Genomic DNA, 24,249 nt, shown 5'->3' with positions numbered 1-24,249 from the left:
AGAGGACTGATCATGGTCTTGCGCTCGGAAATTCTGGTGAACAAAAACGTGCTTCCTACTCAAGAACAAGCTTTGCCTGGCCGTGAAACCCCGATGGCGCTGCCAGAGACGCACTTCGTCAACGGCAACCCACTGCTGGGCCCATTCCTCGACGACGTCGGTTTCGCAATCTTCGGCCTGGGTTGTTTCTGGGGCGCGGAACGCAAGTTCTGGCAGCGCGACGGCGTAGTCAGTACCGTGGTCGGCTACGCCGGCGGCTTCACACCGAACCCGACCTACGAAGAAGTCTGCTCGGGCCTGACCGGCCACAGCGAAGTGGTGCTGGTGGTATACGACCAGGCCAAGGTCAAATACGAAGACCTGCTGAAGATGTTCTGGGAACTGCATAACCCGACCCAGGGCATGCGCCAGGGCAATGACATCGGCAGCCAATACCGCTCGGTGATCTATGCCACTACGCCTGAACAGCTGGCGGCAGCGAAGGCCAGTGCCGAGGCCTATCAGGCCGAACTGACCAAAGCGGGCCTGGGCACTATCACCACGGAAATCGACGAAGCACCGACGGTGTACTTCGCCGAGGCCTATCACCAACAGTATCTGGCGAAGAACCCGCAGGGCTACTGCGGGATTGGCGGTACCGGCGTGACCTGCCCGATCTAAGATCAACATGAATCAAAATGTGGGAGGGGGCTTGCCCCCGATAGCGGAGCGTCAGTCGGTACATCTGTAACTGACATACCACAATCGGGGGCAAGTCCCCTCCCACATTGGTTTAGCGCCAGACGTGGTTACTCGGCAATAAGCCAATCCATCTGCCACCCACCCTGGGTCTGGCCCAGCTTCTTGGACAGCCACGGCAGCAGCTCACGCAACTCCTCCTCCAGGCCCCACGGCGGGTTGGCGATCGCCAGGCCCGAGCCGGTCAGGGTGCTGGGGGTGTCCAGCGGATGCACGAGCAACTCCACACGCAATAACTTCGGTGCACCGGTGCCGGCCAGGTCCTGGTAGAAGCGGCGCAACATGCGCTGGTCCTTTACCGGATACCAGATCGCCGCGACCGTCTGGCGCATGCGGCCCACCGCTTCCTTGAGGGACGCCGCGCAGCGCTGCATCTCATCGAGTTGTTCGAACGGCGGGTCGATCAGCATCAACGCGCGTTTCTCCGGCACCGGCAACAGGGCTCGCGGCACGTGCCAGCCCTCGCCCAAGTGCACCTTGACCCGACGATCACCCTTCATGTTGTCCTTGAGTAACACGCCGTCTTCCGGGTGCTTTTCATTGAGCAGCACACGGTCCTGAGGCCGTGTCAGGCGGCGGGCCAGCTCGGGCGAGCCGGGGTAGTAGCGCAACTGGCCGTCCGGGTTCATCTCGTGCAGTACGCGCATGTAATCGGCGGTCAGCGGCGGCAGGTCGCTCTCGCCCCACAGCCGGGCGATGCCTTCCAGGTACTCACCCGTGCGGTTGGCCTGGTCGCCCTGCAAGTCGTACAGGCCAATGCCGGCATGGGTGTCGAGATAGGCGAACGGCTGCTCCTTGCGCGACATCAGGGCGATGAGGCGGGTCAAGGTCAGGTGTTTGAAGACATCGGCATGGTTGCCGGCGTGAAAGGCGTGACGATAATTCATGGTTGCTCCTGCGCAGGGGGCGAAGTTTACCTTCTACCGGGGCAAAGGTGCAGGGCCGCATGCCAGGCGGTGCTTATGCCGCAAATACAGGACAACCGCTGAAAACAATCTAATCCCTACAGACTGTGCGGGCTTGCCCATGATGTAAGCGACGCGGTATTACCTGCACTGCGCGATGGGGCCATCACCGGCAAGCCAGCGCCCACTCTCCAAGGAGGTCAATAACAATTATGAAAGACGCCACCCTCGCACTGCACCACGGTTTCAAATCGGACCCGACCACCAAGGCCGTTGCCGTACCGATCTACCAGAACGTCGCCTTTGAATTCGATAACGCCCAGCATGGCGCCGACCTGTTCAACCTGGATGTGCCCGGCAACATCTACACGCGGATCATGAACCCGACCAACGATGTACTTGAGCAGCGCATGGCCGCACTGGAAGGCGGCATCGCCGCCCTGGCGGTCTCCGCCGGCAGCGCGGCAATCCACTATGCGATCCAGACCCTGACCCGTGCCGGCGACAATATCGTCACCACCCCGCAACTCTATGGCGGCACCTACACCCTGTTCGCCCACCTGCTACCGAGCTTTGGCGTCGACGTGCGCTTCGCACGCAACGACTCTGCCGAAGCCATCGCCGAGCTGATCGATGACAATACCAGGCTGGTGTACTGCGAAAGCATCGGCAACCCGGCGGGTAATATCATCGACCTCGAAGCCCTGGCCAACGTCGCCCACGCCCGCGGCGTGCCGCTGATGGTGGACAACACCGTGGCCACGCCGATCCTGTGCAAGCCGATCCAGTTCGGCGCCGATATCGTCGTGCACTCAGTGACCAAGTATGTCGGCGGGCATGGCAATTCCCTCGGCGGCGTGATCGTCGACAGTGGCACGTTCCCGTGGACGAAATACCCGGAAAAATTCCCCGGCCTCAACCAGCCCGAGCCGGCTTACCACGGTGTGGTCTACACCGAGAAATTCGGCCCTGCCGCCTTTATCGCCCGCGCGCGCACCGTGCCCCTGCGCAATACCGGCGCGGCGCTCGCCCCCATGAATGCCTTTCTGTTGCTGCAAGGCCTGGAGACCCTCGCCCTGCGTATGGAACGCCACACCGAGAACGCCCTGAAGATCGCACAGTTCCTGCAACACCACGTCGAGGTCGAATGGGTCAGCTATGCCGGGCTGCCGGACCACCCGCACTACGCGCTGGCGCAGAAATACATGCAGGGCAAGCCGTCGGCGATCCTGTCCTTCGGCTTGAAGGGCGGCTACGACGCCGGCGTGCGCTTCTACGATGCGCTGCAAATCTTCAAACGTCTGGTCAATATCGGCGATGCCAAGTCCCTGGCCTGCCATCCAGCCTCCACCACCCATCGACAGATGAACGAACAGGAACAGGCCAAGGCCGGCGTGAAGCCAGAAATGATTCGGTTGTCAGTGGGCATCGAGGCGATCGAAGACCTGATCGATGATTTGCAACAGGCGCTGGCGTCAGCCCGACTCTAAGGCCAGGTAATCGGCCAGTGCCGCCGGGGTTGCGTGCGGCATACGCACGAAATAGGCGACCTTGTGCCTCAAGGTCGCAGCCGCAAAGGCCCCATGCAAATCGGGCCGCTCCTCCTCCAGCCATTGCAGCAGGTTTTCCACCTGGGTGACGCTGGAGTGATCGGCCAGGGCCTGGAGTACTGCCTCCGACATCGCCCACCACGGGCTGCTTTTGGCCGGCCCTGCTCCGCTGCTTGCCAGCGCATGCAGCTCACCGTTGATCCAGTAACGATGAAACACCGGCAACATCGCCTTCGCCTCCGAACCCATCGCTTGCAGCATCGGCAGCAGGTAAGTCCCGTCCCAAAAGCGGAAGAACACTGCTTGCCCATCCGGCATCAGCACTTTGGTCAGGCTGCGCAAATGCGCCACGACGGTCGATAACGGACAGGTGGACACCGCCAACCAGCCCCAATCGCGGCCCTCGCACTCAGCCGCCCAATCCAGAAATGCGCTGTCCACGGCAACCACTGCGGCATGGGGCATCACCGGTTCCCATTGAGCGTATTCGGTTCCAGCCCAGATCGCCTCGGGGGGTTGCTCTCCCGACTCGCGCCAGGCTGCAACGGGGCAATAATCGCTGGCGCTGCCCAACACGGCAAACAATTGCTCCCCTGGCTGCAGGGGGTCACGCTTCAGCCATTCGCGGGGGGCGATCACAGGGCACCGCCATGGGTCGTGGTGCAGACGCCGTTCTTGCATCGCTCACATTCCGCGCAAAATGGTGCGCTGCGCTTGAAATTGAGTACCTGCGCCATGCCCAGCAACACCGGGGGAACCGCAGGCACACTCGCCGGCGCGGCACTGAGTTGAATCGGCGCACTGCTGAAAATCCCCGCCGCCGATACCGTGATCGAATGCCCTCCCGCCTGCAGCGTGATACTTCCCGCTGCGTCCACCGTAACCCGCTGCCCCGCGTTGAACGCCATGTCCTGGCCGGCCTGCAGACGGAAGTCGTGCAACACCTGCTGGCGCCAGTCACGCTCGGCGCGCAGGTAGATTTCCTCGGCACCTTTGCGGTCCTCGATGCACAGCTCGTTGTACCCACCCCCACCGGGGCTGCTCTGGCTGCGAAAGATGCTGCGGGTCTTGTCAGCCGGCAACGTCAGCGGCACGGGCGTCACCGCATTGGGCACGCAGCCCATCACCATCGGCATGTCGACGTCACCATTGACGAACCCGACCAACACCTCCATGCCGACCCGCGGGATCAACATCGAACCATAGCGCTGATGAGCCCAACCACTGGCCACCCGCAGCCAGCAACTGGAGTGTTCGTCGTGCTGCCCGGCGCGGTCCCACGCCATTTGCACCTTGACCCGCCCCAAGGCGTCACAATGAACCTCGCTGCCACCGGGGCCGGTCACCACGGCATTCTGGTAACCGGCGACCAACGTACGAGCCTGCGGCAAAGGTGGACGAAACGTGACATCCCAGGGGGCGGCGACAAAGTCGTTGCGATAGCCCTGGCGAAACTCAGCGCCCGGCACTTGCGTCACCGAGTCCTCCAGCACCTGGGGTTGCAACCCCTCGTGGGTAACGGCCGTCACCAGCCACAAATCATTCCACTCCTCACGGGGGTGACCGGCGAGCCGTAGAAACTGGCCACAGAGCATGGCCGACTGATCGCTGCTGCCATGAGCCAGGCGATGATCACAGCGGTGACGTTCCAAGGCGCGCTGCGCGAGGTACTTGCCATGGGAACGGTCGCTGAAGCGGCCCGGATAGCGCTGCTCTTCAAGGCGCGGGAACTGCTCCCCGGCCACCGCACTTTCCAATGTCACATTCGGCTTGGAAAAGTCGTAGTCGCGCAGGCTGACCGCCGTGGTGCGGGCCTGGACTCTTACGGTAAAGCGCTTGATCGCCGGCGTATCCGCCACCATTCCCGAACCGGGGTGATAGGGCGTGGCCTGCTCGGCCTGGGCAAATACCGTCTGGTCGTCACCAAACACCAGCAAGTGCCTGTCCGGCGAATGCTGGAAGTGATAGTGAATACCCACCTCGGCGCACAAGCGCTGTACGAACGCCAGATCGGTCTCATCAAACTGCACGCAATACTCCCGCTCAGGGTATTTGCCACTCAGGCGAAACTCGAAGGTATCGCCCTGGCACCCCTGCCCTTCCAGCACCAGCGAAATGATCTGCGGCACCGTCTTACCCTGGAAAATACGTTGATGACTGCTGTGTTGCAGGTAAGCCAGCTGCGGCACCAGGCGCAACTGATAGCGGGTCAGGCGCCGGCCGGCGTCGCCTTGGGCGGCGAGATAAACCAGGCCATGGATACCGTGGCCCTGGGGGGCGAATCCCAGAAACGCCTCGCGATGCATCAGGCTTTCCAAGTCAAGGTCCGGCTGCTCACCCACCACTTCAAGATCAAAGCAATAGGGCTGGCTCAGGGTTTCCTGGCCTTTGAAGCTGTAGACCTTGAGATCACTGGCAACCCCATCCAGGGTCAGGGTGAAGGCACTTTGATTGGCAGGAGCGAACATCCGGTGTTTCTCTGCAAAGGGTGGGCGAGCGATTTTGCACCAGCCCCACACCCCACTGGGCACGCTTCAGGCAAATCAGTAAATCCCTACAACTGAGCGTCTGGGTTTTCTTAGAGCCGAACGAATCGCAGGCCAAAAAAAGGCCCGCCATCCGAAGGAGGCGGGCCTTTCTCAACTCAACGAGTGCTCAGCACTCGGCGAATTACTTGTTGAGGTTGTAGTCTTTTTCCGCTGCATCAAAACGCTCGACCATACCGGCAGTCGGTGCGCCCAGCTTGCTGACGATGTAGATCGCCAGGCTGGCAAAGATGAAGCCTGGAATGATTTCGTACAGGCCCAGTAACGCGAAGTGCTTCCACACGATCACCGTAATCGCGCCGACCAGGATACCGGCCAGTGCGCCGTTACGGGTCATGTGTTTCCAGATCACCGAGATCAGCACCACAGGGCCGAATGCCGCACCGAAACCGGCCCAGGCATAACTGACCAGGCCGAGGACACGGTTGTTCGGGTTGGCGGCCATGGCGATGGCGATCAAGGCCACCAGCAGCACCATGGCGCGACCGACCCACACCAGTTCAACCTGGGAGGCGTTCTTGCGCAGGAAAGTCTTGTAGAAGTCTTCGGTCAGGGCGCTGGAGCACACCAGCAACTGGCAGCTCAGGGTACTCATCACCGCCGCCAGGATGGCTGACAGCAGCACACCCGCGATCCAGGGGTTGAACAGCAGCTTGGCCAGCTCGATGAACACACGCTCGTGGTTCTCATTGACCGGGCCGGCCACTTCCGGGTGCGCCGAGAAGTAAGCAATACCGAAGAAGCCTACGGCGACGGTGCCGCCCAGGCACAGGATCATCCAGGTCATGGAGATGCGTCGTGCGTTGGCGATCGACTTCACCGAGTCCGCCGCCATGAAACGCGCGAGGATATGCGGCTGGCCGAAATAACCCAGGCCCCAGCCCATCAGCGAAATGACGCCGATGAAGGTGGTGTTTTTCAGCATGTTGAAGTTGTCGGGGTTCTTCGCTTCGATCGCCAGGAAGGTGGTATCGACGCCACCGGTGGCCAACAGCACGATGATCGGCGTCAGGATCAGCGCGAAGATCATCAGGGTGGCTTGTACGGTGTCGGTCCAGCTCACCGCCAGGAAACCACCGACGAAGGTGTAGGCAATCGTCGCCGCAGCACCCGCCCACAAGGCCGTCTCGTAGGACATCCCAAAGGTGCTTTCGAACAGACGGGCACCGGCCACGATGCCGGAGGCGCAATAGATGGTGAAGAACACCAGGATCACCACCGCGGAGATGATCCGCAGCAGGCCACTCTTGTCTTCGAAACGGCTGGAGAAGTAGTCCGGCAGGGTCAAGGCGTCGCCGTTATGTTCGGTCTGTACCCGCAGGCGACCGGCCACGAACAGCCAGTTGAGGTAGGCACCGACGATCAGGCCGATGGCGATCCAGCTTTCCGACAGGCCGGACATGTAGATTGCGCCCGGCAAGCCCATCAACAACCAGCCACTCATGTCGGAAGCTCCGGCCGACAAGGCCGTCACCACGCTACCGAGGCTGCGGCCGCCCAGGATGTAATCGGAAAGGTTGTTGGTGGAGCGATAGGCCATGAGGCCGATCAGTACCATTGCTGCGATGTAGATCACAAACGTGATCAGGGTGGGATTGCTAACGCTCATTAGAGTGACGCCCTGGCTTTGTTTTTATGTAGCGACGGTCTGTCGGACGGCCACCCGTGGATAGTGGGGTAGACGAACCGGCGTGCCGTGCATTTATGACTGGCGTTTCCCCAGGAAAGCCGCCAGCCGATGAACCGAACCCTGAAGGCGGTTGCACCTTGGGCGCGAATGCTATTCAACAAAGCAAATAAGGTGCAACCAGTTTCTGGGGAATAAGTTGCACCCAGGTGTAAATTCGAGAAAACAGCGCGTTTTTGCTCCTTTTCGGAGCAAGAACAGCCGATCTCAGAAGCAAATGCACCAATACCAAGCCGATTCCGTCGAAGGCCGGTTTTTTTCCGATGAAGCATCGAAAATTTCCTGAACAAAAAGGGTTGCACCCGGTTGCACCTCTTCATGCGCAAAGCTAATCTTGCCGCCAGCTGATGCCACTCGGTAGTGGCACCCATGAGGATAAGAAAATGGCTACGACCACCCTTGGGGTCAAACTCGACGACCCGACCCGCGAGCGCCTGAAGGCCGCCGCGACCTCCATTGATCGCACGCCGCACTGGCTGATCAAGCAGGCGATTTTCAATTACCTGGAGAAACTCGAGGGTGGTGCAACCCTGACCGAGCTCAATGGCTTGAGCAGCAAGGATGCCGATGATGCCGGTGAGGTTCAGGCCGACCACGCCCACCAATGCTTCCTGGAGTTCGCCGAGAGCATCCTGCCGCAATCGGTACTGCGCGCCTCGATCACCGCCGCTTACCGTCGCCCCGAACCAGAAGTGGTGCCGATGCTCATCGAGCAGGCTCGCCTGCCAGTGCAGATGGCCGAAGCCACCAACAAGCTGGCCGCTTCGATTGCCGAAAAACTGCGCAACCAGAAGAGCGCCGGCGGCCGTGCCGGTATTGTCCAGGGCCTGTTGCAGGAATTTTCCCTGTCATCCCAGGAAGGCGTGGCACTGATGTGCCTGGCCGAAGCGCTGCTGCGCATCCCGGACAAAGGCACGCGTGACGCGCTGATCCGCGACAAGATCAGCACCGGCAACTGGCAGCCGCACCTGGGCAACAGCCCGTCGCTGTTCGTCAATGCCGCCACCTGGGGCTTGCTGCTGACCGGGAAACTGGTCGCCACCCACAACGAAGCCGGCCTCACCTCGTCCCTGAGCCGCATCATCGGCAAGAGCGGCGAGCCGATGATCCGCAAGGGCGTCGACATGGCCATGCGCCTGATGGGCGAACAATTCGTCACCGGCGAAACCATCGCCGAAGCCCTGGCCAATGCGAGCAAGTTCGAAGCCAAGGGTTTCCGCTATTCCTATGACATGCTCGGTGAAGCCGCACTGACCGAACACGATGCGCAGAAATACCTCGCGTCGTACGAACAAGCCATTCATTCCATCGGCAAAGCGTCCCATGGTCGCGGGATTTATGAAGGCCCGGGCATCTCCATCAAGTTGTCGGCACTGCACCCGCGCTACAGCCGCGCGCAGTACGAACGCGTGATGGACGAGCTGTACCCGCGCCTGCTGTCCCTGACCCTGCTGGCCAAGCAATACGATATCGGCCTGAACATCGACGCCGAGGAAGCCGACCGCCTGGAGCTGTCCCTGGACCTGCTCGAACGCCTGTGCTTCGAGCCGCAACTGACCGGCTGGAACGGCATCGGTTTCGTGATCCAGGCGTACCAGAAGCGCTGCCCGTATGTGATCGACTACGTCATCGACCTGGCGCGCCGCAGCCGCCATCGCCTGATGATCCGCCTGGTGAAAGGCGCTTACTGGGACAGCGAAATCAAGCGCGCCCAGGTCGAAGGCCTGGAAGGCTACCCGGTATACACACGCAAGGTGTACACCGACGTTTCCTACATTGCCTGTGCACGCAAACTGCTGTCGGTGCCGGAAGCCATCTACCCTCAGTTCGCCACGCACAACGCCCATACGCTGTCGGCCATCTACCATATCGCCGGTCAGAACTATTACCCCGGCCAGTACGAGTTCCAATGCCTGCATGGCATGGGTGAACCCCTGTACGAACAGGTCGTGGGCAAGGTGTCGGAAGGCAAGCTGAACCGTCCGTGCCGCGTCTATGCACCAGTCGGCACCCACGAAACACTGCTGGCCTACCTGGTACGCCGCCTGCTGGAAAACGGCGCCAACACCTCGTTCGTCAACCGTATCGCCGACCAATCGATCTCGATTCAGGAGCTGGTGGCCGATCCAGTGGCCAGCATCGAGCAGATGGCGACGCTGGAAGGCGGCTTCGGCCTGCCGCACCCGCGTATCCCGCTGCCGCGTGACCTGTACGGCAGCGACCGCGCCAACTCGGCCGGTATCGACCTGGCCAACGAACACCGCTTGGCGTCGCTCTCCTGCGCCCTGCTGGCCACTGCGCACAACGACTGGAAAGCCGCGCCGATGCTCGGATGCGCCGCCAGCAATCAAGCAGCGGCAGCGGTATTGAACCCGTCCGACCTGCGCGATGTGGTCGGCCACGTACAGGAAGCCACCGTCGAAGACGTCGATAACGCGATCCAGTGCGCCATCAACGCCGGCCCGATCTGGCAGGCCACCCCGCCCGCCGAGCGCGCCGCGATCCTGGAACGGGCCGCCGACCTGATGGAAGGCGAGATCCAGCCACTGATGGGCCTGCTGGCACGCGAAGCCGGCAAGACCTTCGCCAACGCCATCGCCGAAGTGCGTGAAGCCGTGGACTTCCTGCGCTACTACGCGGTACAGGCGCGCAACGACTTTACCAACGATGCCCATCGCCCGTTGGGCCCGGTGGTCTGCATCAGCCCATGGAACTTCCCATTGGCGATCTTCAGCGGCCAAGTCGCCGCGGCACTGGCCGCCGGTAACCCGGTGCTGGCCAAGCCTGCCGAACAGACCCCACTGGTTGCCGCCCAAGCCGTGCGCATCCTGCTCGAAGCCGGTATCCCGGAAGGCGTGCTGCAACTGCTGCCAGGCCAGGGTGAAAGTGTGGGGGCACGCCTGGTCGGTGATGATCGCGTCAAAGGCGTGATGTTCACCGGTTCCACCGAAGTCGCGCGCCTGCTGCAACGCAGCGTCGCCGGGCGCCTGGATGCCCAGGGTCGTCCGATCCCGCTGATCGCCGAAACCGGCGGCCAGAACGCAATGATCGTCGACTCCTCGGCGCTGACCGAACAAGTGGTCATCGATGTGGTGTCGTCCGCGTTTGATAGCGCCGGCCAACGTTGCTCGGCCCTGCGCGTCCTGTGCCTGCAGGAAGATTCGGCAGACCGCGTGATCGAAATGCTCAAGGGCGCCATGGCGGAATGCCGCCTGGGCAACCCGGAGCGCCTGTCGGTGGATATCGGCCCGGTGATCGACGCCGAAGCCAAGGCCGGCATCGAGAAACATATCCAGGCCATGCGCGACAAAGGCCGCAATGTGTATCAGGTGGCGATTGCCGATGGCGAAGAGATCAAGCGTGGCACCTTCGTGATGCCGACCCTGATCGAGCTGGAAAGCTTCGACGAGCTGCAACGGGAAATCTTCGGCCCGGTACTGCACGTGGTGCGCTACAAGCGCAAAGAAATCGACCAGCTCATCGGCCAGATCAACGCCTCCGGCTACGGTCTGACCCTGGGTGTGCATACCCGCATCGACGAGACCATCGCCAAGGTGATCGACAACGTCAATGCCGGTAACGTCTATGTGAACCGCAACATCGTCGGGGCCGTGGTCGGCGTACAGCCATTCGGCGGCGAAGGCCTGTCGGGGACCGGCCCGAAAGCCGGTGGCCCGTTGTACCTGTATCGCCTGCTGTCGACCCGTCCTACGGATGCCATCGAGCAATCCTTCGTACGCGGCGACAAGCTGACTGCACCCGATGTGCGCCTGCGCGACGCCATGAGCCAACCGCTGAACGCCCTGAAAACCTGGGCCGACAGCAATAAGTTCAGCGAACTGAGCGCCCTGTGCACGCAGTTCGCCGCGCAATCGCAAAGCGGTATCACTCGCCAACTGGCCGGCCCGACCGGCGAGCGCAACAGCTACGCCATCCTGCCTCGCGAGCACGTGTTGTGCCTGGCGGAAGTCGAAGGCGACCTGCTGACCCAGCTCGCGGCGGTCTTGGCCGTTGGCGGTTCAGCGGTATGGCCGGAAACTGACCTGACCAAAGCCGTGTTCACACGCCTGCCGAAGGAGATTCAGGCGAAGATCAAACGCGTGGCGGACTGGACCAAAGACGAAGTGGTGTTCGACGCGGTCCTGCACCACGGCGATTCCGACCAACTGCGTGCGGTGTGCCAGCAAGTGGCCCAGCGTGGCGGGGCGATTGTCGGCGTGCATGGTCTGTCCCAAGGGGAAACGGCAATTGCCCTGGAGCGCCTGGTGATCGAGCGAGCGTTGAGCGTCAACACCGCTGCGGCGGGCGGCAACGCCAGCCTGATGACCATCGGCTAACCCTGACGAAACACGGTCAACATGTGAGAGGGGGCTTGCCCCCGATAGCGGAGTATCAGTCAGTCCATCGGATACTGACACACTGCTATCGGGGCAAGCCCCCTCCCACATTTGATCGCCTTTCAATTCCCCTCCCCGCGTTCTGCCTCTTCATCACCCAAATCAATCTTGCTATCCAGCCTCTATTCGCGCACTTAGACTCCGGCCTACTCCATATAGGTAAGCCGCCATGTCCGAGACGCTCCTCAGTTCCCGCAATCTGGCTTTCGAGCTGTACGAAGTCCTCGACGCCGAGGGCCTGACCCAGCGCGAGCGGTTTGCCGAACACAACCGCGAAACCTTCGACGCCGCGATCAGCACCGCGCGCAGCATCGCGGAAAAGTACTTCGCGCCGCACAACCGCAAAAACGACGAAAACGAACCGCGCTACGAAGACGGCAAGGCAATTCTGATTCCAGAAGTGAAACCCGCCGTGGATGCCTTTCTGGAAGCCGGTTTCCTCAATGCTGCGCGCAGTTTCGAAGCCGGTGGCATGCAGCTACCCACCCTGCTGTCCCAGGCCTGTTTCGCCCACTTCCAAGCCGCCAACGCCGCCTCTACTTCCTACCCGTTCCTGACCATGGGCGCAGCCAACCTGATCGAAAGCTTCGGCACCGAGGAGCAGAAACAACGCTTCCTGCAGCCGATGATCGAGGGCCGCTTCTTCGGCACCATGGCGCTGACCGAACCCCATGCCGGCTCCTCCCTATCAGATATCCGAACCCGCGCGGAGCCTGCGGCCGACGGCAGCTATCGCCTCAAGGGCAACAAGATCTTCATCTCCGGCGGCGACCATCCGCTGTCGGAAAACATTGTGCACATGGTGTTGGCCAAGTTGCCGGACGCACCAGCCGGGGTGAAGGGCATTTCGCTGTTTATCGTGCCCAAATTCCTCGTCAACGACGACGGCAGCCTGGGGGCGCGCAACGATGTGTTGCTGGCCGGGCTGTTCCACAAGATGGGATGGCGCGGCACCACGTCCACAGCGCTGAATTTCGGCGATAACGGCCACTGCGTCGGCTACCTGGTGGGCAAACCCCACCAGGGCCTGAGCTGCATGTTCCAGATGATGAACGAAGCACGTATCGGCGTGGGCATGGGCGCGGTGATGCTCGGCTACGCCGGTTACCTCTACTCGTTGGAGTACGCCCGCGAACGCCCCCAAGGCCGCCTGCCGGACAGCAAGGACCCGACCACTGCACCGGTGTCCATCATCCAGCACGCCGATATCAAGCGCATGTTGCTGACCCAGAAAGCCTACGTCGAAGGCGCCTTCGACCTGGGCCTATATGCCGCTCGGCTGTTCGATGACACCACCACCCTGGCCACCGACATCGAACGCCGGCAAGCCCACGAACTGCTGGACCTGCTCACCCCCATCGTCAAATCCTGGCCTTCGGAGTTCTGCCTGAAGGCCAACGAGCTGGCGATCCAGATCCTCGGCGGCCACGGTTACACCCGTGAATACCCGGTGGAACAGTACTACCGCGACAACCGCCTGAACCCGATCCACGAAGGCACCCACGGCATCCAGTCCCTGGATTTGCTCGGGCGCAAGCTCGCACAGAACGGCGGCGCTGGTCTAAAACAGTTGATTCGGTTGATCGCCGAGACCGGCGCACGCGCGCAGAAATACCCTTCGCTGACCGCCCTGAGGGAACCGCTGGAACACCTGGTGGCCCGCCTGCAAAGCGTCACGATTGGCCTGCTGACCGATCTCGCCCAAGGCAAGGTCAACAGCAGCCTGGCGAACTCGGCGCTGTACCTGAAGGTATTCGGGCACACGGTGATCGGTTGGCGCTGGCTGGAACAGGCGATTCGCGCCGAGGAAGGGTTGGCCAAGGGCAATGCAGCGGATGTCGACTTCTATAAAGGCAAGCTCCAGGCTGCGCGGTATTTCCTGACGTGGGAGGTGCCGGGTTGTCATCACGAATTGCGCCTGCTGGAGAACAGGGATGACACCTGCCTGAACATGCAGGACAAATGGTACTAAGCACCTGTCAAGGTTGACAGGTGTTGATCACACGAGAGGCAGATAGAATCGTATGCCCTGAACGTTGTCTTGCCGTATTCGGGATAAGTGCAGTTTTTTCTGCAGCGCGACTACGCATAGGATCAACATCAATGAAAACGAAAATCATGCTTCAACAAAAAAACATCGGCACATCCAGCTATGTCGGTGATGCGCCGGAAGATGTTTTGATCAGAATCGGTGAGGAGTGGATCGTAGACAAGACCTACGTTTGCACCGAGAAAACATACAAGCTGCTGCCTGACGTGGGCGAGGAGAAAAACCGCTACACCGTCGAAGCCGTATTTTCAGAAAAAGCGACAACAGAGCCCGCCTCGGCGCGCAAAGTCGAAGTGGTCTTTACTGTTAAAAATGATCGCGCGTTCCCGGAAGTACCAGGGACGGAACACAACCCCGAATACGTGTTCTCCATCACCATTGGCGATCGCTTGACCGACAGATCAAACCAAACAGCGTCCGTGCTTCGAAAATACTATCGCCCTATGTCAGGGGGCCGACTGACGATCGGCTATTACCTGGGTTAAGGCTGAACATTCAAAAGCGACGCGCCCATGTTCAGCAGGCATACGCTCCCGGTAGATGGGAGCGTATCGCCGAGTTTGCGGTTAGATACCGCCTGGCATGCAGCCATCGGTTCAACGGCAGTATCAAGGCTGCCCGATCGCCTTCGAAATCACCTCGACCGTGGCGCTGACTTGCTCTTGGTAACGGTCGAGTTCCTGCTGGTGACGCTGCTGCATTTCGATCTGCTCGGCGCACAGGTTCAGCGCGGCCAGCACCAGTAATTTGTCACCGATGAGGGTCGGGTACTTTTTCTTGGTGGTGGCCAGCGAGGCCTTGAGCATCGTCACGGCGTGCATCAGGGTTTGATCTTCCCCGGCCGGTGCCTTGATCGAGTAATCCTCTCCGAGAATCGAAACGACCTTTATCCCTTGGTTCATGCGCTGACAGGCCCTGCGCTCACGCGTTCAACCAGTGCTTGAATGCGCGCGGCGGTGGCACCGTGCTTTTCTTCCTGCTCCATCAGGTTCAGTTGCAGGCTGTCGTTCTCATCCTTGGCGCGGGCCAGTTCGGCCTTGAGGGCCTCGTTGCTGCCCAGCAGGTCTTGATTCTGCTGTACCAGGTCGCTGACCAGTTGTTCCAGTTGGCTGAGGGATGCTTCTAACATTTTGATTTCTCTGGCTTTTTAAAAGGGCGGTGACGATAAAGAAAATTCACCTCGGATGCCAGGGTTATCCCCGGCGCGCAGCCCGATAGTTAAGGGCCGGGCCGCACTTTCGAGCCTTAGTGACTGCATTTACCCCATCTGGTTCCGGAATCGGTGCAACCCCTCGTCAGATGCGACAAAAGCACACGCCCCTTTAGACTTTAGTCGTACGGCCGATATGCGATGCACACCCCGTCTCATGGCCGCATGGATCGCGCTCCTCCCCCAGGACTCCAGCATGTCTCTTCGTAATATGAATATCGCGCCGCGCGCCTTCCTAGGCTTCGCGTTGATTGGTGCACTTATGTTGTTTCTCGGTGTATTCGCCCTGAACCAGATGAGCAAGATCCGTGGCGCCGCGGAAGACATCACCCTGTCCAGCGTGCCGAGCATTCGCGCCCTTGATGAATTCACCCAACTGACCCTGCGCCTGCGGGTGCTGTCATACCGCTTGCTGACCAACCGCGAACCGGATGTGCAGCAAAAAACCCTGGAAGCCTTTGACCTGCGCAACCAGCAGATTCGCACAGCACAGGGTGTCTACGAAAAACTGATCGACAGCAGCGAGGAACGCTCGACCTACGACGAGTACGTACGTTTGCTCAGCCAATACCATCAGATCGAAGAGCGCATGAAGAGCTTGTCGCGCGCCAACCAGATGGAGGAATTGCGCAGCCTGCTCAACACCGAATTGCTGAGCAACTCCGAGCAGGTCAACGCCGTACTCACGCGCCTGCTGGAGATTAATAACAAGATGGCCCTGGCCACCAACCAACAAGCCGAAGACCAGTACAACCTGGCCTTTGACCTGGTGGTGGGCCTGCTGGTGATCGCCACCGCGCTGACGTTGTTGTTCGCCTGGCTGTTGACCCGCAGCATCACCGTGCCGATTTCCCAGGCCCTGGATGCCGCGGAAGAAATCGCCGAAGGCAACCTCACGCGGCCGATCAAGGTCGACGGCAACGACGAGGCCGGTCGCCTGCTGGCGGCGATGACGAAGATGCAGGACAAACTGCGCGACACCTTGCAACGCATCGCCGGCTCGGCCACCCAGTTGGCTTCCGCCGCGGAAGAACTGAACGCGGTCACGGATGAAAGCGCTCGCGGCCTGACCCAGCAAAACAACGAAATCGAACAAGCCGCCACCGCCGTCAACGAGATGACCAGCGCCGTCGAGGAAGTCGCGCGCAATGCGGTGAGCACCTCCGAGGCCTCGCGCAACGCCACCACCTCTGCCGGTGACGGCCGCGACCTGGTACAGGAAACCGTCAGCGCCATCGAGCGCATGAGTGGCGACGTGCAAGCCACTGCCACGCTGATTGGCGAGCTGGCCAATGAGTCCCGTGATATCGGCAAGGTACTCGACGTGATTCGCGGCCTGGCCGACCAGACCAACCTGCTGGCCCTGAACGCGGCGATTGAAGCGGCGCGGGCGGGCGAAGCCGGCCGCGGTTTTGCCGTGGTGGCCGATGAAGTGCGGGCCCTGGCCCATCGCACCCAACAATCCACCAGCGAAATCGAGCGCATGATCGGCAGCATCCAGGCCGGCACCGAGCACGCCGTGGACTCGATGCGTAACAGCACCGAGCGCGCGGAATCGACGCTGAACATCGCCAAAGGCGCAGGTATGTCGTTGGACACCATCAACACGGCGATCATCGAGATCAACGAGCGCAACCTGGTCATCGCCAGCGCGGCGGAAGAACAGGCCCAGGTGGCGCGGGAAGTGGACCGCAACCTGGTGAATATCCGCGACTTGTCGGTGCAATCGGCAACCGGCGCCAGCCAGACCAGTGCGGCGAGCGGTGAGCTGTCGCGCCTGGCGGTGGATTTGAACGGGATGGTCGGGCGCTTCCGCCTCTAACTGATACAACTGGGTCAAGAAGGTGGGAGGGGCTTGCCCCCGATAGCAGTGTGTCAATCAGCACATCTGATTCTGATACAGCGTAATCGGGGGCAAGCCCCCTCCCACATTTGGATCTATATGAATCAGAAAAAGCTTTTTGACAGCGCGGCAATTCAACAGGTTAGAATCGCTGGCACGTAGACTGCATGGTCAGTTTGCGCCCGTCTTATATGCTCATGGAGTACTGCCTTTGAATGCGACGACCATCAACAGCCTGTTCTTGATCGGCGCGTTGCTGGTGGGTGCAAGCATTCTGGTGAGTTCCCTGTCGTCCCGCCTGGGCATCCCGATCCTGGTGATCATCCTGGCCGTGGGCATGGTCGCCGGCGTTGACGGCGGCGGTATCATCTTCGATAACTACCCGACCGCCTACCTGGTGGGCAACCTCGCGTTGGCCGTGATCCTGCTCGACGGCGGCTTGCGCACGCGGGTGGCGAGTTTTCGCGTGGCGCTCTGGCCGGCACTATCGCTGGCCACGGTGGGGGTGTTGATTACCACCGGCCTCACCGGCATGGCCGCCGCCTGGCTGTTCAACCTCAATATCATCCAGGGCCTGCTGATCGGCGCCATCGTCGGCTCCACCGACGCCGCCGCGGTGTTCTCGCTGCTCGGCGGCAAGGGCCTCAACGAACGGGTCACCGCCAGCCTGGAAATCGAATCCGGCAGCAACGACCCGATGGCAGTGTTCCTCACCGTCACCCTGATCGACATGCTTGCCAGCGGCCAGACCGGCCTGCACTGGAGCCTGCTGACCCACCTGATCCGCGAATTCGGCATCGGCGGCCTCATCGGCCTCGGCGGCGGCTGGCTGATGCTGCAAATGGTCAACCGCATCAACCTGGCCACCGGCCTCTATCCGATCCTGGTGATCGCCGGCGGCCTGGTGGTATTCGCCCTGACCAACGCCCTGCACGGCAGCGGCTTCCTCGCGGTGTACCTGTGCGGCCTGGTGATCGGCAACCGCCCGGTGCGCAGCCGCCATGGCATTTTGCATATGCTCGACGGCATGGCCTGGCTGGCCCAGATCGGCATGTTCCTGGTGCTGGGGTTGCTGGTCACGCCCCATGACCTGCTGCCCATCGCCCTGCCGGCCCTGGGCCTGGCACTGTGGATGATCCTGTTTGCGCGGCCATTGTCGGTGATGGTCGGCCTGCTGCCGTTCAAGGCGTTCCACGGCCGCGAAAAAGCCTTTATTGCCTGGGTCGGCCTGCGCGGCGCGGTGCCGATCATCCTGGCGGTGTTCCCGCTGATGGCCGGCCTGCCTCATGCGCAGCTGTACTTCAACCTGGCGTTCTTTATCGTACTGGTCTCGCTGCTGGTACAGGGCACCAGCCTGCCGTGGGTGGCCAAGTTGCTGAAAGTGACCGTACCGCCGGAGCCCGCACCGATTTCCCGGGCGGCCCTGGAAGTCCACGTCACCAGCGAGTGGGAGCTGTTCGTCTACCGCCTCGGCGCAGAGAAATGGTGCATCGGCGCCGCCCTGCGCGAACTGAAAATGCCCGAAGGCACACGGATCGCCGCGCTGTTCCGTGGCCAGCAACTGCTCCACCCGTCGGGTAGTACGGTGTTGGAAGTCGGCGATCTGCTCTGCGTGATCGGCCACGAACACAACCTGCCGGCCCTGGGCAAACTGTTCAGCCAGGCGCCGCAACGCGGCTTGGATCTGCGCTTTTTCGGCGACTTCGTCCTCGAGGGCGACGCCCAGCTGGGCGCGGTTTCCGCCCTGTACGGCCTCAAGCTGGAAGGTATCGACCCGGACATGCCACTGAGCCGCTTCATCACCCAGAAAGTCGGCGGTGCGCCCGTGGTCGGCGACCAGGTGGAGTGGAACAACACCATCTGGACCGTCGCGGTCATGGACGGGAACAAGATTGGCAAAGTCGGCGTCAGATTCCCCGAAGGAAGTCGCCCGGGCCCCGGACTCTTCCTCTAAACTGCGGGGCGACAACGCCCCTGATTCTTCACCTTGCTCGACCGGTCTCTATGCTAACCCTGCGCACTTTTCTCGCCACTGCCCTGCTGGGCCTGACTCTTTGTGTCGGCAGCGTATATGCCGCCGACCCACCCAGCGCCGACGCCATCCAGCAAACCCTGGACAAGCTGCCTGATCGCAAGCTGCCCGACGCCGACATGAAGGCGCTGCAGTCGATCCTGCAACAGACCCTGACCTATCTGGGTAACAAACAGGATTACGAACAGCGCCTGGCGGACCTCAAGCGCCAGCTGGAAGACGCGCCGCGCCAGACCAGCGAGAACCAGCGCGAACTGACCCGGCTCAAGGCCACCAAGGTCATTCCGGTAGCCCAGCGCTACGCCTCGCTGCCGGTGCCGCAACTGGAGCAATTGCTGGTGCAGCGCACCACCCAGCAAGGCGACCTGCAAAAAGACCTGGCCGAAGCCAACAGCCTGACCATTGCCGCCCAGACCCGCCCCGAGCGCGCCCAGACCGAAATCAGCAACAGCCAGACGCGCATCCAGCAGATCAATTCGACCCTCAAGGCCGGCAAGGACAATGGCAAGACCCTCAGCAGCGACCAGCGCAACCAGTTGAACGCCGAACTCGCCGCCCTGAACGCGTTGATCCCCCTGCGCCGCCAGGAACTGGCCGGCAACAGCCAACTGCAAGACCTGGGCAACAGCCAGCACGACCTGGTAGTCGAAAAGACCGCGCGCCTGGAACAAGAGATCCAGGACCTGCAAACCCTGATCAACCAGAAACGCCTGGCCCAGTCCCAACAGACCGTTACCCAACAATCGATCGAAGCGCAGAAAGCCGGTGGCAGCAGCCTGCTGGCCACGGAAAGCGCGGCCAACCTGAAGCTGTCCGATTACCTGCTCAAAAGCACCGACCGCCTCAACGACCTGACCCAGAAAAACCTGCAGACCAAGCAGCAACTGGACACCGTGACCCAGAGCGACTCGGCGCTGGATGAACAGATCAACGTCCTCAAGGGCAGCCTGCTGCTCTCCAAGATCCTCTACAAGCAAAAACAGGCACTGCCACGCCTCACGGTAGACCGCGACCTGGCGGACGATATCGCCAACATTCGCCTGTATCAGTTCGAAGTCAACCAGCAGCGCGAGCTGATCAGTTCCCCCAGCACCTACGTAGACAACCTGCTGGCCAACCAGCCGCCGGACGATATCACCCCGCAACTGCGCCGCACCCTGCTGGAACTGGCGATCACCCGCAGCGACCTGCTGGAGCGCCTGAGCCGCGAACTGAGCGCACTGCTTAACGAATCGATCACCCTGCAACTGAACCAGAAACAACTGCTCAGCACCGCCACCACCCTGCGTGCGACGTTGGACGAGCAGATGTTCTGGATCCCCAGCAACAAGCCGCTGGACACCGAATGGCTGGAAACCGTACCGGCGCACCTGAGCAAGCAAGTCACCAGCCTGCCTTGGGCCTCCAGCGTCAGCGAACTGTACGATGGCCTGACCCAGCGCCCCCTGCTGTTCCTGCCGCTCCTGCTGTTGATCGGCGCCCTGCTGTGGCGACGTAACGCCCTGTACGCCCGCCTGAAAAAGGTCCACCTGGATATCGGCCACTTCAAGCGCGACAGCCAGTGGCACACACCACAGGCGATCCTGGTGAACATCCTGCTGGCGATGCCGGTGGCCCTGGGCCTGGCGCTGTGCGGCTATGCACTGCAGATCGACGCCCGTGGGCAAAACGCCAACCTCGGCGCGGCACTGTTGCAGATCGCCCAGGCGTGGCTGGTGTTCTACACCGCCTACCGCATCCTGGCGCCGGGCGGCGTGGCCGAGTTGCACTTCCGCTGGGAAAAACCCCAGGTCGAATTCCTGCAAGGCTGGGTGCGCAAGCTCGGGCTGGTGGTTCTGGCCCTGGTGGCCGTGGTGGCGATTGCCGAACATCAACCGGCAGCGCTGGCCGACGACGTGCTGGGCATTGGCGTGGTGCTGTTGTGCTATGCGCTGATGGCCTGGCTACTGGGGCGCCTGCTGTTACACAGCCCGACCCACGAAAAAGCCTCGCTGTTTCGCAAAGCCATGGGCCTGGTGTTTACCGCGCTGCCCATCGCCCTGTTTATCGCCGTGTGCTTCGGCTACTACTACACCGCGCTCAAGCTCAGTGACCGGTTGATCAATACCCTGTACCTGCTGATGCTCTGGCTGGTCATCGAAGCCACCTTCGTACGCGGCCTGGGCGTTGCCGCACGGCGCCTGGCCTACTCCCGCGCCCTGGCCAAGCGCCAAGCAGCCAAGGAAGCCGGCGACGGCGAGGCGGTGATCGAAGAACCGACCCTGGACATCGAACAGGTCAACGAACAATCGATGCGCCTGATCCGCCTGGCCTTGCTCGGCGGCTTCATCGCGGCGCTGTACTGGGTGTGGTCAGACCTGATCTCGGTGTTCTCCTACCTGGACAACGTCACCCTCTACGAATACACCAGCGGCACCGGCGCCAATATCAGCATGGTGCCAATCAGCATCGGCGACCTGCTCGGCGCGCTGATCATCATCGGCATCACCTTCGCCCTGGCGCGCAACCTGCCCGGCTTGCTGGAGGTGCTGGTGCTGTCCAAGCTGGACCTGGCCCAGGGCAGCGCCTACGCCACCACCACGTTGCTGTCGTATGTGATTGCCGGCGTCGGCTTTGTCTCGACCCTGTCCACCCTCGGTGTGAGCTGGGACAAGTTGCAATGGCTGGTCGCCGCGCTGTCGGTGGGCCTGGGCTTCGGCATGCAGGAGATCTTCGCCAACTTTATCTCCGGCATCATGATCCTGTTCGAACGCCCGGTACGGATCGGCGACACCATTACCATCGGCAACCTGTCGGGCACCGTGAGCAAGATCCGCATCCGCGCGACCACCATCACCGACTTCGACCGCAAGGACATCATTGTCCCGAACAAGACCTTCATCACCGGGCAATTGATCAACTGGTCGCTGACCGACACCATCACCCGAGTCACCCTGAAACTGGGAGTGGACTACGGCTCCGACCTGGACCTGGTGAAGGAATTGCTGCTCAAGGCTGCGCGAGAAAACCCACGGGTGCTGAAGGAACCGGAACCCCATGTTTACTTCCTCAACTTCGGCGAAAGCACCCTCGACCATGAATTGCGCATGCACGTGCGCGACCTGGGCGACCGCAACCCGGTGATCGACGAGGTGAACCGCTTTATCAACCGCGAGTTCAAGAACCACCACATCAACATCTCGTTCCGGCAGATGGAGGTCTACCTGAAAAACCTCCACGGCCAGGAGTACAAGCTGGTGCCGGTAGAAGACGAAAACAGGACCATCGTCGGTCCGGTCGAATCCCCGGATACCCCGGAGCCACCACCGGGCAAAGTGGCGGATGCCCCCGAGCCGCCACCCTCCAAGCTCGACTAAACCGCCTATCCCCAGCAGAATGCTCGGACATTCTGCTGGAGATGGCCGGTGAAAGCCCTCGACGAACTGACCTTCGACAACCGCTTCGCACGCCTGGGCGACGCGTTCTCGACCCACGTATTGCCTGAACCCCTCGACGAACCACGCCTGGTCGTGGCGAGCGATGCCGCCATGGCCCTGCTCGACCTCGACCCGACGGTGGCCGAAACCCCGGTATTCGCCGAGCTGTTTGGCGGGCACAAGCTATGGGCCGAGGCGGAACCGCGGGCGATGGTCTACTCCGGGCACCAGTTCGGCTCCTACAACCCACAATTGGGCGATGGCCGTGGGTTGCTGCTGGGCGAGGTGTACAACGCCGTCGGCGAGCATTGGGACCTGCACCTCAAGGGCGCCGGGCAGACGCCTTACTCGCGCATGGGCGACGGCCGCGCCGTGCTGCGCTCTTCGATTCGTGAGTTTCTCGCCTCTGAAGCGCTGCACGCGCTGGGCATTCCCAGCAGCCGCGCACTGTGCGTGATCGGCTCCAGCACCCCGGTGTGGCGTGAGAAGCAGGAACGCGGGGCCATGGTCCTGCGCCTGGCCCGCAGCCATATCCGTTTTGGTCATTTCGAATATTTTTATTACACCAAGAAGCCCGAACAGCAGGCTGAACTGGCCGAACACGTGTTGAACCTGCACTACCCCGAGTGCCGCGAACAGCCCGAACCGTATCTGGCGATGTTCCGCGAAATCGTCGAACGCAATGCAGAACTGATCGCCAAATGGCAGGCGTATGGTTTTTGCCATGGGGTGATGAACACCGACAACATGTCGATCCTCGGCATCACCTTCGACTTCGGGCCGTTTGCGTTTCTGGATGATTTCGACGCGCACTTCATCTGCAACCACTCCGATCACGAAGGACGCTACTCCTTCAGCAACCAGGTGCCGATTGGCCAGTGGAACCTCAGCGCGCTGGCCCAGGCACTCACGCCGTTTATCAGCGTCGATGCCTTGAAGGAAGCCCTGGGCCTGTACCTGCCGTTGTACCAGGCGCACTACCTGGATTTGATGCGTCGTCGTTTGGGGCTGACCACTGCTGAAGACGATGATCAGAAATTGGTGGAGCGCTTGCTCAAGCTGATGCAGAACAGCGGCGTGGACTACACGCTGTTCTTCCGACGGCTGGGGGATGAATCGGCAGCGTTGGCCGTGACGCGGTTGCGCGATGATTTCGTCGATAGAGCCGGGTTTGATGCCTGGGCCGAGCTGTACAAGGCCCGTGTCGAACGGGATGGGGACGGCACCGAAGAACAGCGCCGTGCGCGAATGCACGCGGTGAACCCGCTGTACATCCTGCGCAACTACCTCGCACAAAACGCCATCACCGCCGCCGAGTCAGGCGATTACAGCGAAGTGCGGCGCTTGCACGAGGTGCTTTCCAAGCCATTCGAGGAACAGGCGGGGATGGAACAGTACGCGCAGCGGCCGCCGGATTGGGGCAAGCATTTGGAGATCAGTTGTTCGTCGTGATTCGCGCCATGCTCGCGGTTAGATGAACATATCGACCGGCACCTTGAAATAATCCGCCAGCCAACGAATCTGCCGAACGTTGAGCTGGCGTTTTCCACTGAGGATTTCCGAGACAACCGATTGAGCGCCAACACCTGGCAAATCACTCTGCGTCAAACCATGCTCCCGCATCAGGGACCGCAATACGTCGACACCGCTGGCCTCTGGCACTGGCCAATGCTCCAAGTCATAAGCCTCGACCCAGTCACCGATGATATCGACCACGCCCATCAACGGGTGAGCTTCGTCTTCCCCTACGATATCCAGCAATTCGTCGAGCGCCTCCACCAGCACATCGTAGTCAGCCTCGGTTTTGGGCTTGCGCAACAGGGGCGACACGAATTGCCAATGCTCGGCCACCTGCTCGATCAGCACACTCATTTC

At 61.4% G+C, this 24,249-nt stretch carries 16 protein-coding genes; 9 read left to right on the top strand and 7 right to left on the bottom strand.

The features are described from left to right. Positions 1 to 12 precede the first annotated feature (12 nt). Positions 13 to 660 carry a peptide-methionine (S)-S-oxide reductase MsrA gene (gene msrA / locus P2T68_RS03810; protein WP_024073024.1) on the top strand — a complete coding sequence of 216 codons (648 nt, stop codon included), beginning with the start codon at positions 13 to 15 and terminating at the stop codon, positions 658 to 660. A gap of 128 nt (positions 661 to 788) precedes the next feature. On the opposite strand, the gene rlmJ is transcribed toward msrA, so the two are convergent. Then, complete coding sequence (rlmJ, locus tag P2T68_RS03805) at positions 789 to 1,625, bottom strand: 23S rRNA (adenine(2030)-N(6))-methyltransferase RlmJ (protein WP_277379075.1); 837 nt, start codon at positions 1,623 to 1,625, stop codon at positions 789 to 791. A gap of 230 nt (positions 1,626 to 1,855) precedes the next feature. Here rlmJ and P2T68_RS03800 point away from each other — a divergent pair, with 230 nt between their 5' ends. Then, complete coding sequence (locus tag P2T68_RS03800; RefSeq protein WP_150292191.1) at positions 1,856 to 3,133, top strand: O-acetylhomoserine aminocarboxypropyltransferase/cysteine synthase family protein; 1,278 nt, start codon at positions 1,856 to 1,858, stop codon at positions 3,131 to 3,133. On the opposite strand, the gene P2T68_RS03795 is transcribed toward P2T68_RS03800, so the two are convergent. The 3 genes from P2T68_RS03795 to putP form a co-directional block, all read right to left on the bottom strand. Beyond that, a complete protein-coding gene (locus P2T68_RS03795) occupies positions 3,119 to 3,832 on the bottom strand; it encodes a DUF4123 domain-containing protein (RefSeq protein ID WP_223817921.1) in 714 nt (237 codons plus the stop codon). The genes P2T68_RS03800 and P2T68_RS03795 overlap by 15 nt on opposite strands. Further along, positions 3,829 to 5,661, bottom strand: coding sequence for a type VI secretion system tip protein VgrG (gene tssI, locus P2T68_RS03790; protein ID WP_024073020.1), 1,833 nt, complete (start codon positions 5,659 to 5,661; stop codon positions 3,829 to 3,831). The genes P2T68_RS03795 and tssI overlap by 4 nt, the downstream gene beginning before the upstream one ends. A gap of 202 nt (positions 5,662 to 5,863) precedes the next feature. After that, entirely contained in the window at positions 5,864 to 7,348 is a 1,485-nt protein-coding gene (putP, locus tag P2T68_RS03785) for a sodium/proline symporter PutP (protein WP_024073019.1), read from the bottom strand. A gap of 461 nt (positions 7,349 to 7,809) precedes the next feature. Here putP and putA point away from each other — a divergent pair, with 461 nt between their 5' ends. The 3 genes from putA (at position 7,810) to P2T68_RS03770 (ending at position 14,358) form a co-directional block, all read left to right on the top strand. Continuing rightward, positions 7,810 to 11,763 carry a trifunctional transcriptional regulator/proline dehydrogenase/L-glutamate gamma-semialdehyde dehydrogenase gene (putA, locus tag P2T68_RS03780; RefSeq protein WP_024073018.1) on the top strand — a complete coding sequence of 1,318 codons (3,954 nt, stop codon included), beginning with the start codon at positions 7,810 to 7,812 and terminating at the stop codon, positions 11,761 to 11,763. Between the two features lie 229 nt (positions 11,764 to 11,992). Continuing rightward, positions 11,993 to 13,795, top strand: a complete 1,803-nt coding sequence (locus P2T68_RS03775; protein ID WP_024073017.1) for an acyl-CoA dehydrogenase — start codon at positions 11,993 to 11,995, stop codon at positions 13,793 to 13,795. 131 nt (positions 13,796 to 13,926) lie between these two features. Beyond that, on the top strand, positions 13,927 to 14,358 hold the full coding sequence (locus P2T68_RS03770) for a hypothetical protein (protein WP_277379074.1): 432 nt from the start codon (positions 13,927 to 13,929) through the stop codon (positions 14,356 to 14,358). A gap of 123 nt (positions 14,359 to 14,481) precedes the next feature. Here P2T68_RS03770 and P2T68_RS03765 read toward each other — a convergent pair whose 3' ends face one another. Together P2T68_RS03765 and P2T68_RS03760 are read right to left on the bottom strand one after the other, a co-directional pair. After that, positions 14,482 to 14,775, bottom strand: a complete 294-nt coding sequence (locus P2T68_RS03765; protein ID WP_024073015.1) for a cell division protein ZapA — start codon at positions 14,773 to 14,775, stop codon at positions 14,482 to 14,484. Next, a complete protein-coding gene (locus P2T68_RS03760) occupies positions 14,772 to 15,002 on the bottom strand; it encodes a hypothetical protein (RefSeq protein ID WP_024073014.1) in 231 nt (76 codons plus the stop codon). Before P2T68_RS03760 ends, P2T68_RS03765 begins: the two co-directional genes overlap by 4 nt. A 277-nt stretch (positions 15,003 to 15,279) precedes the next feature. Between P2T68_RS03760 and P2T68_RS03755 the strand changes: the two genes are divergently transcribed. The 4 genes from P2T68_RS03755 (at position 15,280) to selO (ending at position 23,826) form a co-directional block, all read left to right on the top strand. Continuing rightward, a complete protein-coding gene (locus tag P2T68_RS03755; RefSeq protein WP_024073012.1) occupies positions 15,280 to 16,905 on the top strand; it encodes a methyl-accepting chemotaxis protein in 1,626 nt (541 codons plus the stop codon). A 232-nt stretch (positions 16,906 to 17,137) separates the two neighbouring features. Next, positions 17,138 to 18,880 carry a potassium/proton antiporter gene (locus tag P2T68_RS03750; RefSeq protein WP_024073011.1) on the top strand — a complete coding sequence of 581 codons (1,743 nt, stop codon included), beginning with the start codon at positions 17,138 to 17,140 and terminating at the stop codon, positions 18,878 to 18,880. 50 nt (positions 18,881 to 18,930) lie between these two features. Continuing rightward, positions 18,931 to 22,314: a mechanosensitive channel MscK gene (mscK, locus tag P2T68_RS03745; protein WP_024073010.1), complete on the top strand. Its 3,384-nt coding sequence runs from the start codon at positions 18,931 to 18,933 to the stop codon at positions 22,312 to 22,314. A gap of 48 nt (positions 22,315 to 22,362) precedes the next feature. Then, a complete protein-coding gene (gene selO / locus P2T68_RS03740) occupies positions 22,363 to 23,826 on the top strand; it encodes a protein adenylyltransferase SelO (protein WP_277379073.1) in 1,464 nt (487 codons plus the stop codon). 18 nt (positions 23,827 to 23,844) lie between these two features. On the opposite strand, the gene P2T68_RS03735 is transcribed toward selO, so the two are convergent. Beyond that, positions 23,845 to 24,246: a transcriptional regulator gene (locus tag P2T68_RS03735; RefSeq protein WP_277379072.1), complete on the bottom strand. Its 402-nt coding sequence runs from the start codon at positions 24,244 to 24,246 to the stop codon at positions 23,845 to 23,847. Positions 24,247 to 24,249 lie beyond the last annotated feature (3 nt).

This window comes from Pseudomonas sp. G11, assembly GCF_029457515.1.
Taxonomy (GTDB): domain Bacteria; phylum Pseudomonadota; class Gammaproteobacteria; order Pseudomonadales; family Pseudomonadaceae; genus Aquipseudomonas; species Aquipseudomonas gorinensis.
Note: the sequence above shows the minus strand (reverse complement) of the source record. Positions and strands in the feature narration are given on the sequence as shown.